Annotated in this window: 3 protein-coding genes and 1 pseudogene; all 4 read left to right on the top strand. The window is 40.5% G+C overall.

Annotation, left to right across the window (positions count from 1 at the left end; all coding sequences use genetic code 11):
* Nucleotides 1-7: 7 nt before the first annotated feature.
* Nucleotides 8-196 carry an AMP-binding protein gene (locus F6K63_RS30325; protein ID WP_083373566.1) on the top strand — a complete coding sequence of 63 codons (189 nt, stop codon included), beginning with the start codon at nt 8-10 and terminating at the stop codon, nt 194-196.
* A gap of 6 nt (nt 197-202) precedes the next feature.
* Entirely contained in the window at nt 203-277 is a 75-nt protein-coding gene (locus F6K63_RS37445; RefSeq protein ID WP_137985884.1) for a beta-ketoacyl synthase N-terminal-like domain-containing protein, read from the top strand.
* Nucleotides 278-579: 302 nt separating this feature from the next.
* A pseudogene (locus F6K63_RS30320) lies at nt 580-6,021 on the top strand (type I polyketide synthase); the annotation flags it as partial.
* Nucleotides 6,022-6,185: 164 nt separating this feature from the next.
* A partial coding sequence (locus F6K63_RS30315) for a type I polyketide synthase (RefSeq protein WP_287314031.1) occupies nt 6,186-15,496 on the top strand: 9,311 nt, incomplete at its 3' end.

Raw genomic sequence — 15,496 nt, 5'->3', positions numbered from 1 at the left:
AGCTCAGTTGCATTTGCGAGTCTACAATAAATGCGATCGCGACCAAGGGTGGAACTGGTCTGAACCAAGCCATTACAGCAGTAGCCTGGCCTTTCTCCAGTACACCTCCGGTTCTACGGGAACACCCAAACTAGTAATGGTAAGTCACGGTAACTTGCTACACAAGGAGTACTCATTACTTATTCTTCTTCGTTAAATCAAAATGGATAGAGAACCGATTGCAATTATTGGCATGGGATGTCGTTTTCCAGGAGCTAAAAATCCAGAAGCATTCTAGGAACTACTATAGTAATTTCCCTGATTTCAAAGAGGTAGAAGTATATCACAATATTTATTTTGCCAGTTATCGAAGATATTTCATAAAAATAATTTTAAGCACTAGCCGTTAAACAACTTGAAAAAATCAAAAGTATAAATAATTTGATACATAACCAAAAAAAACAACTTTAATTACTCAAAAGTCAAGGCTAAAAATTCATGGAAGCGACTACCAACACAGAGCAACTATCATTATCCAAACAGATGTTTCTGGCGCTAAAGCAAGCAGAAGCTTTGGAGATGATGGAGCGTTCAAAAAGTAAACCTATTGCCATTATTGGCATGGGCTGTCGATTTCCAGGAAATGCCAACACACCCGAAAGCTTCTGGCAACTGTTATCTAGTGGTCAAGATGCGGTTAGAGAAATTCCACCTGAACGCTGGGATATAGATTCTTTCTATCACCCTGACCCTGATACTCCAGGGAAAATTTATATTCGCCATGCTTCATTAGTTAATCAGGTAGATCAGTTTGATCCTGAGTTTTTTGGCATCTCTCCCCGAGAAGCAAATAGCCTTGATCCACAGCAACGTTTTCTTTTGGAAGTAACTTGGGAAGCTCTAGAAAGAGCTGGAATTAACCCCCAACAATTAGAAAACACTCAGACAGGGGTGTTTCTGGGCATCGGTCAAAACGATTATGCTGATTTGAGCTTCAGCCAACTCGAAAATATCAGCCCTTACGATGGTACAGGAAATGGGTTTTGTTTTGCAGCAGGTCGGTTATCTTACTCATTAGGATTGCAAGGCCCATCTATGGCAATAGATACAGCTTGTTCAGCGTCTCTGGTAGCTGTACATGAGGCTTGTCAGAGTCTGCGTCAGGGTGAGTCTAATCTGGCTTTAGCAGGAGGAGTACAACTAATTCTCTCTCCTCAAATCACCACCGCACTATCAAGATTAAAGGCTCTATCACCCGATGGCAGGTGTAAGACTTTTGATGCTGCTGCTGATGGTTATGGCAGGGGAGAGGGATGTGGTATTGTGGTACTCAAGCGTCTGTCTGATGCTCTCAAAGACGGTGACCAAATCTCAGCAGTGATTAGTGGTTCAGCCGTTAATCATGATGGACCTAGTAGCGGACTGACAGTGCCCAATAAACTAGCCCAGGAAAAGTTAATTCAGCAAGCTCTCAAAGCGGCGAAAGTAGAACCATCTCAGGTGGGTTATTTGGAGGCTCATGGTACAGGAACTTCTTTAGGAGACCTTATGGAAGTAAGAGCCTTAGCCAGTGTGTTTGAGCAGGGACATAACCAGGACAATCCCTTGATGATTGGTTCAGTTAAAACTAATATTGGTCACCTAGAAGCCGCAGCGGGAATTGCAGGTTTAATTAAGGTAGTTTTGCAACTGCAACATCAAAAAATTGCGCCTCATCTGAATTTTATAAATCCCAACCCCTATATTGATTGGGAGAATATACCTCTAAAAGTTCCCACTCAACTGACACCTTGGTTGTCATCAGAGGGTAAACGAGTGGGAGGAGTCAGTTCCTTTTCTCTTAGTGGCACGAATGCTCATATAGTGCTAGAAGAAGCTCCAACTGAAGTCAGAAGTCAGAAGTCAGAAGTTAGAAGTGAAGAATATCTAGAACGTTCGCTGCATTTATTAACTTTATCAGCCAAGACACAAAAGGCTCTAGAAGATTTAGTTAGTAGTTATCAAAATTATTTAGAAATTTATCCAGAGTTACCACTAGCAGATGTATGTTACACAGCTAATACAGGAAGAGCTCATTTCAACCATCGACTAGCGGTTATTGCTTCTGACCGAAAGAAATTAGCAGAAAAACTACTTTACTGGAAAACTGGCGAGGAAGTAGTTGGGCTATTTTCTGGACAACTTGATAGTGGTAGCAAAAGTCCAAAACTGGCTTTCCTGTTCACCGGTCAAGGTTCCCAATATGTGAATATGGGAAGGCAACTCTATGAACAAGCACCGACTTTCCGTAAAGCTTTAGATGAATGTGAGCAAATCTTACAGCAGTATCTGGAATATCCACTCAATCAAGTTCTCTATCCTCAAGACCCACAGCACTCAAGCTCCTCTCTACTAGACCAAACTGCTTATACCCAACCAGCCCTATTTGCCATTGAATATGCCCTGTTTAAGCTATGGCAATCATGGGGCATAAACCCAGATGCAGTAATGGGTCACAGTGTCGGAGAATATGTAGCAGCAACAGTAGCAGGAATTTTTAGTTTAGAAGATGGTCTGAAACTAATTGCGACTAGGGCAAGATTGATGCAACAGTTGTCCTGTGGTGGTCAGATGGTTTCAGTCATGGCTAACGAGTCAAAAGTCCGTGAGCTGATTACCCCATACACAGAAAAAGTAGCGATTGCTGCGATTAATGGACCATTAAGTGTAGTAATTTCAGGTGAAGCAGAAGCCATTGCCGCCATTGTCAGTAGTCTAGACTCAGAAGGAATCAAAACCAAAAGACTACAAGTATCCCACGCCTTCCATTCACCATTGATGGAACCGATGTTGGCAGAATTTGAAGCAGTAGCCAATCAAATTACCTACCATCAACCAAAAATACCACTGATTTCCAATGTTACAGGAAAAAAAGTAGACAAGAGTATTGCCACAGCCAACTATTGGGTAAATCATATACGTCAACCTGTCAAGTTTGCGGCTAGTATGGAGAGCCTGCAACAACAAGGGTTAGGAATATTCTTAGAAATAGGAGCAAAACCAATATTATTAGGCATGGGGCGTCAATGTCTAGCAGAAGAGTTCGGTATTTGGTTACCGTCGTTACGTCCGGGAGTAGAAGAATGGCAACAAATACTGTCTAGTTTAGGACAGTTATATGTCCAGGGAGCCTCAGTAGATTGGTCAGGTTTTGACCGAGATTATAGCCGTCAGAAAGTCGTCTTACCAACTTATCCATTCCAACGGGAACGGTATTGGGTTGAAACCCCTAAGGGCTCCGATTCAAAAGCCATCTCTTCAAACAAGCTCCATCCTCTAATTAATCAAAAGTTCCAATCTCCCTTATCAAAAGAAATATTTTTCGAGTCTGACTTTAGTACCCCAAACTACCCCTTTTTAGCAGACCACCGTATCTATGAAAAAGTTGTAGTTCCTGTTGCAGCTCACATCTCCCTAGTGTTAGCAGCTGCCTCTTTAACGTTTCCGAAAAGTGAATGTCAACTGGAGGATATTATCCTTCCTCAAGCTCTAGCCATTCCGGAGCAAGGAGTACGAACTGTGCAGGTAGCTTTGACTCCACAAGATAGCTCTTATTCATTTCAAGTGATTAGCTTTGACGACTCTTTTAACGATGGCAGACAAATCAGTTCTTGGGCGGTTCATGGTACTGGAAAGATTTCTACTGACCCGATTAACAAATCACGATTATCTCTGGAAGATATTGAAGGAATTAAAGCTCGCTGTAGTCAAAAACTAGAAAGCACAGAAGTTTACAAGTATCTCTGGGAGCGACAAATTCGATTAGGACAGAGTTTCCGCTGGATAGATCAGGTCTGGTTAGGAAACGGAGAAGTTCTTTGTCAAATGAAAGTGCCCCCAACAGTTCTAGATGCAACAAAGTATCAACTACATCCGGCTTTGGTTGACTCCTGCTTCCAATCACTAGTTGCACTTAACTTAAGTCTGTCCGACGACAATAATGAGACGTTTGTTCCGTTCAGTGTAGAGAAATTTACTTTCTATAATCGTCCTGAGAATGGACGGCTTTGGTGTTATACCCGTCGGTCGAAAGACAAACAATCATCAGAAAAACTCAAAGCCGATATTCAATTATTTGACCACAATGGGGAGCTAGTGGCTCAGGTCACTGGTGTTGAAGCGAGGAAAGCAAATGCCCAAAAGTTGCTGATGACTCTGGGTTCAGATTTGAGTAATTGGTTTTATGAAATCAACTGGCAAGCTATACCCCTACCATCAAAAACCCCATCTAATCAAAAGAAAACAGGGAATTGGTTAGTATTTGCACTCACCGGTGAATTAACAGAGGGTATTGGGAAGAGTTTAGAACAGAAGGGGTATAATTGTATTTGGGTATCTCCCGGTTCAGAGTATCAGCAATTAGATGCTCAACATTATCAAATCAATCCCACTGTTGCTGAACAATTCCAACAACTGCTGGAAGACAATGGTGATCTTAAAGGGATTGTGCATTTATGGGGTGTAAATGAAACCAGTGAATCGGTGGGTATACTGGAGTTAGAAAAAGCTCAAGAACTAGGTTGTGCTACAGTACTGCATTTAGTCCAAGCCTTAATTCAAGCTGGACTAACTCATCTACCGCCGATGTGGTTAGTTACTCAAGGAACTCAGAGTGTATTAGATGAAACGGAAGTGGTACAACCCCAGCAGGGAGCTCTATGGGGACTAGGGCGAGTTATTAGTCTGGAACACCCAGAATTAGCTTGTTTTCGAGTTGACCTAGATCCGAAATCTCATATTTCTGAAACCCTCCCCAGTTTGGTAGATGAACTGTTGTCTAATCATAACGAAAACCAGATCGCAATTCGTCAGGGAGTCCGTTATGTAGCCCGATTAGTACCACAACAACAGCAGAAGTTAAGATCATTACAACTATCAATTGAATCAGAAGCCTGTTATATTATTACTGGTGGTTTGGGAGCATTAGGGCTACAGGTAGCCCGGTGGCTAGTTGCTAAAGGTGCTAAACATCTGGTCTTAATTGGGGGTTGTGCTCCCTCAGAGATGGCGATGGAAACAATTAAGGAATTAGAACAAGCTGGAACCCAAATCTCAGTTTTATCAGGGGATATATCCAATCAACAAGATACGGTCAGAATGATGAAGCAAATTCAGGGATCGTTGCCACCACTCAAAGGAGTGATTCATGCCGCCGGGGTATTGGATGACGGGTTACTGCAAAACATGAGTTGGCAGCAGTTTACCAAAGTGATGGCACCAAAAGTAGCAGGGACTTGGTATTTACATCAACTGACCAAAGATTTACCCTTAGATTTCTTTGTCTGTTTCTCGTCGATGGCTTCGATGTTGGGTTCACCAGGTCAAGGAAACTATGCCGCAGCTAATGGGTTTATGGATGCTTTAGCCCATCATCGTCGAGGGCAGGGATTACCAGGATTGAGTATTAACTGGGAAGCATGGGCAGCAGGAGGCATGGCCGCTCGTTTAGCAAGTGGACATCACAATCGGATGCAGAGCCAGGGCATAGTTGCCATTGAACCCGAACAGGGAATGCAGGCATTGGGGTCATTGTTATCAGGTTCTCAAAGCCAAGTTGGAGTGTTCCCGATTAACTGGTCAAGGTTTGTCAGCCAGCTCCCTAGTGGGCAAAAGATCCCATTTTTGTCCGCTTTGATTTCATCAACTAAAAACGAACAGCTTTTAGAACAGCTAAAAGCAGCTCCACCAGAGCAAGGAGAAAAAATATTGATAGATTACCTCAAGAATAAAATTTCTACTATTTTGGGAATAAATGCTGCTAAAATAAAAATAAAGCAACCTTTAACTAGTATGGGTTTTGATTCTTTGATGGCCGGTGAATTGCGAAATTTTATACAAAGGGAAATAGAATTTGATATTCCTATGAAAATAATAATTAGCGGTATTAGTATTATCGAAATAGCCAATTTATTGCTTGAAAAAAATTTGTTAAATCAAATTAGTTCATCAAATTATTCACAAACCCAAAATATCTATGAAGATAGGGAAGAAATTACTATATAATTTTATAATAAATTTCTAAATATATATATGAAAACACAAAGTGAAGGTATTAGTTTGATAAAAATAGCGCGAATAAAGTCCTTGAGTGATTTTGGTTAGAAAAAAATAGTTCTTCAAACCATCAAAAACCCAAAACATAATTGAAAATAGGGAGTAAATCAATCATGAACCTGAAGCAAGTTTTGTATCAAATCTCTAGCCAAGGCATTAAAATTTGGGCTGAAGGCGATCAACTAAAAATTAACGCTCCTAAGGGGGCATTGACAGCAGAAATTAGAGATATTATATCTCAAAATAAGATCGAATTATTGCGGCTGATTCAGCAAAAAAGCCACAATTTTAGTGCACAATCTATACCTTTAATTTCTGTTAATAGAAATGAACATTTTACTCTATCCTATCAACAGGAACGTCTTTGGTCTGTAAATCAGTTAATTCCAGATAGTGCAGCACTCAATATATCTCAAACAATACGGCTCGAAGGTTTAATAGATATTCAAGTTTTGCAAGAAAGCTTAAATAAAATTGTTAGTCGCCATGAAATTCTCAGAACAAGTTTTGCCTTAAAAGAAGGCTCCTTGGTTCAGGTACCTATTCCTGAGCTAGATATAAGTATTTCCGTTGAAAATTATCATGGTTTAAGCACAAATGAAATAACAGCTGTTATTGAAGAAAATATTGGACAAGAATCTCTAAAAAACTTTGATTTATCTCAAGCTCCACTATTCAGTTTCAAACTGCTACAGTTCAGTGATACAGATGCAGTATTAATATTAGTATTTCATCATATTATTATCGATGTATTATCAATTAATTTATTAATTCGGGAACTCCTAACTTTATATGATTACTCTCTGGATAAAAAACACTCTCCCTTAACGGGATTAGATATTCAATATGGCGATTATGCTGTTTGGCAGCGACAATGGTTACAGGGAGAGGTATTAGAAAAAGGATTAAATTTTTGGAAAAAACAATTAGCTGGTGTTTCTACTTTATATCCAGTACCAGTTGATAATTTTCAATTATCTCCAGGATTTAAAGGTATACAAAAAACTTTTAATATACCTAATACTACATTGACTGCAGTTCAACAGTTAAGTAGTCAATATAGTATTACTCCTGTAGTTTTATTTCTTTCAGTATTCTATGTATTGATATTTAAATACTCGCTAAAACAGGATATTGTCCTTAGCTTTCCAGTGTCAGGCAGGGTGCATCACAAACTTAAATCTGCCATCGGTTTTTTTGCCGATATTATCTTACTGCGTGCAAAGCTTGATGATAATTTGACCTTCAAACAATTACTATACAAAGTTAAAGAAATTACCCTAGAAGCTTATGCGAACCAAAATATTCCTCTAAATTATGTAGCGGAATTTATTGACGCTCAAACCTATCAACAATACAGAAGCTTGTTTCAGATTTTATTTGATTATATTGACATCGACGGTGATATAAATAATCAAAACTATTCTAATTTTAGTATCTCCAATACAATAGATGGTAAATTGCCTACAGACATAGATTTATTCTTTGCTTTGTTAAAGGATAATCAAGAGTTGAAGGGGTTATTTACTTACAATGCTAATTTGTTTGAGGAAGATACTATTACAGCTTTAATAGAATCTTATTTGTTGATTATAGAACAATGTCTTCATTTTCCAGAGACTAAAGTTAATGAATTGGAATTGTCAGAAAAGCTGAAGGTTCGTCAAGTAGATATCCACAGTCAGTCAAGAAAACAAGCTCTGGTAGAAACTGCATTAAAATCTATTCCCGAAGTGCAGGACTATGCTATTTTAACCAGGGATAATCAACAGGTTGCTTATGTGGTTGTTTCAGGTAATTTTTATATAGAGAAAATAAATTCATACCTACAGCATCATTTATCTCCTGACTTGCTACCTTGTGCTTATGTGCCCATATCTGCCTTACCTCGGACAGAATCAGGGCAAGTAAACGAAGCAGTTTTAGGTACTTTAGAAGTTATTGACTCAGATTTGATCGCCCGTTGGGAAGAAAAACTGCGATCGCACCCACAAATAGAACAAGCAGCAGTAGTTGTCCAACCCCATAAAACCAAAGCAACCCCACCAGTTCATCTATTAGATCTAGTTCCAGAAGCATCTATCACTGGTATGTTCTCTGCAACAACAACAGAAGTTCCGTCCCTTGAAAAAGTTGCATCTCAACCAGAAAATCTGACACCAGTTGTACCCGCATTCAGTGATGGTGGTTCATTAACAATTCCAGATGATGCACCTTTAACCTTAACTGAAGCACTAATTCAAACAGCAACTCGATGTCAACAAAAAGAAATAGTCTATATCCTTTCCCATAAAAAACAAGTCTCCCAAACCTATAGTAGTTTACTGGCAGAAGCTAAATGCACTTTAAATGGTTTGCGTCATCAAGGTTTAAAAGCAGGAGACCGAATCATACTGCAAATCGAATGCCTGCGAGATTATTTTCCAGCACTCTGGGGATGTATTCTGGGTGGAATTCAACCAATAACCGTAGCTGTAGCCAAAACTTATAAACAACCAAATGCTGTAGTCAAAAAGTTATACAATACCTGGGAATTACTGGAACATCCACCAATATTAGCTAGTGAATCCCTGCTCGACCCACTGCAAAATCTTCAACAGTTACTCCCACTCTCAGGAGTGCAAGTTTTATCGGTACAAAGGATGATAAATTATCCACCTACCGAAGAAATTCACCATAGTCAACCTGATGATGTCGCATTCTTACAATTAACTTCAGGCAGCACAGGAGTACCTAAATGTATTCAAGAAACTCACCAAGGTATTGTCACCCATATCCATGCTGCTCAACAATTTAATGGATATCAGGAAGAAGATGTTTCCCTCAATTGGTTGCCAGTAGAGCATGTCGCTCCCATCGTCACCTGTCACTTCAAAGATACTTATCTAGGTTGTCAGCAAATTGAAGTGGCAACAGATGTGGTGTTAGCTAACCCCATTGTCTGGTTAGATTTACTAGAAAAGTATCGAGTTTCCCATACCTGGACACCCAATTTTGGATTCAAGTTAGTAAGTGATGCTTTATCAAAAGTCTCTCATTTAAGTTGGGATTTGTCTTCGGTGAAATTCTTCATGAATGCAGGAGAACAAGTAACTCCTAAAGTAGTACGAGAATTTCTCAGGTTAGTGGCTCCCTTTGGAGTACTTTCCCAAGCCATGCAGCCAGCTTTTGGCATGGCAGACGTTTGTACCTGCATCACTTATCAAAATCAGTTTGATTCTGAATCAGCTATCCATCGCATCCGAAAATTCTCCATAGGAGGACAGTTGATTAAAGGGGAGGCAACTGATACAGATGTAATAGAATTTACAGATTTAGGTGCTCCCGTACCAGGAGTTCAAATTCGCATTACCGATGAGAACAATAAACTCTTACCAGAAGGTGTGATTGGTCGATTTCAAATCAAGGGCAACGTAGTAACTCCTGGTTACTTGAATAATCCTCAAGCTAACTCAGAAGCCTTTGTAGGAGATGGCTGGTTTAATAGTGGTGATTTAGGTTTTATCCTTGATGGAAAACTGGTATTAACAGGTCGAGAAAAAGAGCTAATTATTATTAATGGAGTTAACTATTATTGCTACGATATTGAGGATATAGTTAATAACATTGAGGGAGTAGAACCGGCTTTTGCGGGAGCAGTTAGTTTCTCTCAACCAGAGACAGGGACAGAAGGGCTAGCAATTTTCTTCACACCGAAACAGCTACAAGTAGAGTTTAACATTGAGTTAATCAAAACTATTCAGCGAGAAGTATCATCTCAACTAGGCATTACTCCCACTTATGTAATACCCATATCGGGTGCAGAGTTTCCCAAGACAACAAGCGGTAAAATTCAACGGGTAAGACTGAAACGGATGCTGGAAGGTGGGGAATGTCAAGAAGCAATCAAAGCGATTGATATTCAATTTGCAAATAACCGGACAATTCCCAACTGGTTTTACAAAAAATCTTGGCTACTTAAAGAAGCTATTGTTTCCCCTTATCCTCAGCAGGTAGGTCTAACTTTAGTCTTTGTTGACTGCTTAGGATTAGGACATTTTTTGTCAAATAAATTAGATAAATACGATCAACCTTGTATCCAAGTTGATTTTGGTTCAGGCTTTGCTCAAGTGAATGATCGCCACTATACTATAGTTCCGGGAAATAGACAGCATTATCGAAAGCTATTTGAGTCCATAGCAGTCAAAAAAACACCAATTTCGCGGATCTTACATTTAGGTCACTACCAGGATTACACCGAAGAAGTTGCGGACATAGAAAGCCTAGAAAAATCACAGTACCAAGGACTTTTTAGTTTACTACACTTAGTTCAAGCCCTAGAGCAAGTTCAAGGTACACAACATCAGGTACAGTTACTTTTTATCAGCAGTTACATTCAGTCAGTCCAACCTACAGACAATATAGCTTATGAAAAAGCCACGGTATTAGGCTTACTCCAAACCATTCCCCAGGAAATGCCTTGGTTAAGCTGTACTCATATAGATTTACCAGTAGCAGAGGTAGAGGTAAATGGGAATTACATTTGGCAAGAACTCTGTAGTGTTTTCAATGAACTAGAGATAGAAATAGCTTACAGAGATGGAAAACGCCTCGTTTCAGGCCTAGGGGCAGTGGATTTGGCATCAGAATCGCAACAAGAACTACCCTTGAAAAAGGGAGGTATTTACCTAATCAGTGGCGGTCTCGGAAGAATCGGGGTAGAAATTGCCAAGTATATTTTAGAGCATTACCAAGCAAGGCTGATATTGGTAGGTCGAACAGACATAGAGCAACCAAACAATGGGAAGCCAACCCAGGAAGAGGGAGATAAGCTCTCGGAAAAAATGCTGGCGTACCAAAAGTTGCAGCAACTGCCAGGGGAAGTAGTATATCAAGCAGTAGATATCTGTAATTTAGGACAGCTACAACAGGTAGTAGCTCAGGCAGTATCTCAATTGGGTGGAGGTCAACTAGATGGAGTTATTCATCTGGCAGGAATGTACCACGAACAACTCTTGTCATCGGAAACTCAAGACAGTATGAGTGCATTGCTGCGTCCAAAAGTTTTAGGAACTTGGGTGTTGGATCAGCTGCTCAAAGATAATGCTAATGCTTTGTTTATCCATTTCTCATCTATATATGGTTTCTTTGGTGCTACAGCTCTAGCTGCCTATTCAGCAGCGAATAGTTTTCAAACAGCTTTCTGTGATCGCCAAAAAGCTCAGGGTAAGAAGCAAGTCTATTGCTTGGCTTGGAGTATCTGGGATGAAAAGGGTATGAGTCGTGGTTATCAAATCAAGAAACTCAGCCGTCTCAAAGGTTACCATGTTATAAAACCATCACAAGGAATGTATTCTTTATTGGCAGCTCTGTGTCATCATCACAATAATCTGATAGTGGGTTTGGATCAGAGTAATCTACAGATACAGCGCTTGAGCAGGGATTGTCATAGTTTACAACAGTTAACTGCTTATTTTGCTGCTAAAACCACAGAGTTTCCTGTTCGTCAGTTGCAAGAGTTGGAGGTGCGCGATCGCTTTGGAACTCTTAGCCAAATAATGCCTTCCGCTTTTGTTCAATTAGAAGCACTCCCATTAACACCTGATGGCCAAATAAACCGTAAAAGGTTGCGAGAACCTGACAAAAGTACTACCTCTCAAAATGAAACCGAGCAAAAAATCGCTGGTATTTGGCAAGAGGTTATTCAGATAGAAGAAGTCGGAATTTACGATAATTTTTTTGAACTGGGCGGAACATCAATAATCCTAATACAGGTTCACAGCAAATTGCAAGAAATATTTGATATCAACTTGAAAGTTGTTGACCTGATTGCCCACCCAACTGTACATTCATTAAGTCAATTTATTACGGGCAATGGTGAAGCCCAATCAAGGAAAAATCGCCAAGTTAAGCCGTTCAATAAACTTCAGGATGATAATGATGTTGCGATAATTGGAATGTCGGGACGTTTTCCCGGTGCGAAAAATATAGAAGAATTTTGGGATAATCTGAAAAATGGTGTGGAATCTATCTCCTATTTATCAGATCAACAGTTGGGAGAATCTGGAGTCGGGACTGATTTACTTAATAATCCTAACTATATCAAAGTTAATGGTCTGATTTCAGACATCGATCTGTTTGATGCTAACTTCTTTAACTACAGTCCAAGAGAAGCCAAAACAATAGACCCGCAACAAAGGCTTTTCCTAGAATCTGCTTGGGAAGCAATAGAGAGTAGTGGTTATAATCCAGAGACTTATGACGGTTCCATAGGGGTTTATGCTGGCGGTGCGATGCCTACTTACTTAATGTCTCACCTTGACGATCAAAGTTTTATAGTGCTAAGTAATCGCTCCTTTGAACAAATGATTGGGAATGACAAAGATTACCTAGCAACACGCGCTGCTTACAAATTGAATCTCACCGGACCAGCAATAAATGTTCAAACAGCTTGCTCCACTTCATTAGTTGCAGTTCATCTGGCTTGCAAAAGCTTACTCAATGGGGAATGTAATATGGCACTTGCAGGTGGTGTCTCCATCCAGATTCCCCAAGAGGTCGGATACTTATATCAAGAGGGAATGATTGCATCTCCTGATGGTCACTGTCGAGCTTTTGATGCCAGAGCTCGGGGGACAGTTTTTGGTAGTGGTGTTGGAGTTGTATTGCTCAAAAGACTCCAAGATGCAATAGCAGATGGAGATTGTATTCATGCTGTGATCAAGGGTTCAGCCATTAATAATGATGGTTCCTTAAAATTAGGCTACACTGCACCTAGTGTGGAAGGTCAAGCAGCAGTTATTTTAGAAGCTCAAGCTGTTGCTGGAGTAGGTGCAGAGACGATCACATATGTAGAAGCTCATGGCACTGGTACAGAGTTAGGAGACCCAATTGAAATTGAAGCTTTAACAAGATCATTTTCTCAGCACACTCAGAAAAAGCAATTTTGCGCCGTAGGTTCCCTGAAAACTAATGTGGGGCACTTGAATACAGCAGCAGGGGTAGCAGGATTGATTAAAACTGTGCTGGCTATCAAGCACGGATTAATACCTCCTAGTCTGAACTTTGAGCAACCTAATCCCCAGATTGATTTTGCCAATAGTCCGTTTTACGTCAATACCACTCTGTCTCAATGGAAAAGCAATGGCTCTCCCCGTCGAGCAGGAATTAGTTCTTTTGGTGTAGGAGGAACTAATGCTCATGTAGTATTGCAGGAAGCTCCTATTCCAGTTAAAAGTCAAAAGTCAAAAGTTACCAGTGAGGATGATCTAGAACGATCGCTCCATATATTAACTTTGTCTGGGAAAACAGAAAAAGCTCTCGAAGATTTAGTTAGTCGTTATCATCATCACCTAGACACCAATCCAGAATTGGATATAGCAAATGTTTGTTACACTGCCAATACAGGAAGGGTTCACTTTAACCACCGACTAGCAGTTGTAGGTTCAAGCCAAGCAGAATTGCTCGAAAAGCTGCTCCAATTCCAAGCAGAAAATGAAGTAGCAGGAATCTTCTCAGGGGAATTACCTAAAAAGCTTACTTCAAGAAAAGTAGCTTTCCTGTTTACCGGTCAAGGTTCTCAGTATGTCAACATGGCAAGAAAGCTATATGAACAAGCACCTGTATTCCGAGAAGCACTCGACCAATGTCACAAAATTCTCAGTAGTACAGAAACATTCCAGGAAACTTCCTTACTAGAAATTCTCTATCCAGTAGACAAAGATCACTCCAGTTCATCTCTGCTAGACCAAACAGCTTATACCCAACCAGCCCTATTTGCCATTGAATATGCCCTGTTTAAGTTATGGCAATCCTGGGGCATAAACCCAGATGTAGTAATGGGGCATAGTGTGGGGGAATATGTCGCTGCAACCGTAGCAGGGGTATTTAGTTTAGAAGACGGTCTGAAACTAATTGCCACCCGGGGAAGGTTGATGCAACAGTTGCCCTGTGGTGGTGAGATGGTTTCAGTGATGGCTAACGAGTCAAAAGTCCGTGAACTGATTACCCCCTACACAGAAAAAGTAGCGATTGCTGCTATTAATGGTCCATTAAGTATAGTGATTTCCGGAGCCAGTGAAGATATTGGTGCTATTTGTGACAAATTAGAAGCTGAGGGAATCAAGACCAAAAGGCTACAGGTATCTCACCCCTTCCATTCACCCTTGATGGAACCAATATTGGCAGAATTTGAAGCAGTTGCTGAACAATTGAGCTACAATCAGCCTCAAATTCCACTCATATCTAATGTTACAGGAGAAAAAGCTACCGAGAAGGTAATCACGGCGGACTACTGGGTGAATCATATCTGCCAACCAGTGCGGTTTGCCCAAAGTATGGAGACCTTGCACCAGCTTGGCTATGAAATCTTCCTAGAAATCGGACCGAAACCAATTTTATTAGGCATGGGGCGGCAATGTCTCCCAGAACAATTCGGGGTGTGGTTACCGTCCTGGCGGGAAGGAGTAGAAGAATGGCAACAAATGCTATCTAGTTTAGGACAGTTGTATGTAAAGGGAGCCAAAGTAGATTGGTCAGAGTTTGACCGAGACTATGCTCGTCAAAAGGTAGTGTTACCTACTTATCCATTCCAACGAGAACGGTATTGGATAGAAAGTAATAAGAGTAACCGCAAAAAACCGTATTTATCAACGGAAAAAAATCTCCACCCCTTACTGGGTAAAAGGTTCTATTGTGCCGGTCAGCCACAACAAATCCAATTTGAATCTTTATTAGCAGAAGATGAACCAGCCTACCTCAAGCACCATCGAGTATTTGGCCAGGCGCTATTCCCCACAACGGCCTATCTAGAAATAGCTCTAGCTGCAGGAGGAAACCGCTTTAAAACTGATAATCTAGTAGTAGAAGACCTAGTCATACCAACCGGATTGATTTTACCAGAAGGAGAAATAAAAACAGTTCAGACTATACTAACTCCATCAGAAAACCAAACCTACCAATGGCAAGTATTTACTCAACAGCAACAGCCGCACCAGGACGAACCCCAGTGGATACTTCATGCTTCAGGCATAATCCGAGCCGCAGCAATGGACAATGGTGTGGCTACTGTTGACCTAGAAAAATACTTGACCGAGTGTAATCAACCCATAGAAATCCCAGACCATTATCAACACTATCGACAAAGAGGAATTGAGTACGGAAGCAGTTTCCAAGGAATCCAACAGCTGTGGAAAGGCTCAAACCAAGCCCTAGGAAAGATTGAGTTATCTCCAGATTTACTCCCAGAAGTCACAGACTATCAGTTCCATCCCGCTTTATTAGATGGGGCGCTACAGGTGCTGATCCATGCACTACCCGAAACCAACACCAACCAAACTTATCTACCCATCGGAATCGAGCAATTAAAAGTATATAGTCGTCCGGGGCTGTCTGTATGGGCAATTGCCTCAGTGACCATTGAAACTCAAGAAAATTGGACAGCTAC

This window comes from Moorena sp. SIO1G6 (genome assembly GCF_010672795.1).
In the GTDB taxonomy this organism is placed as follows: Bacteria; Cyanobacteriota; Cyanobacteriia; order Cyanobacteriales; family Coleofasciculaceae; genus Moorena; species Moorena producens.
The sequence above is the reverse complement of the archived record's forward strand: the minus strand, read 5'-3'. Positions and strand labels throughout refer to the sequence as shown.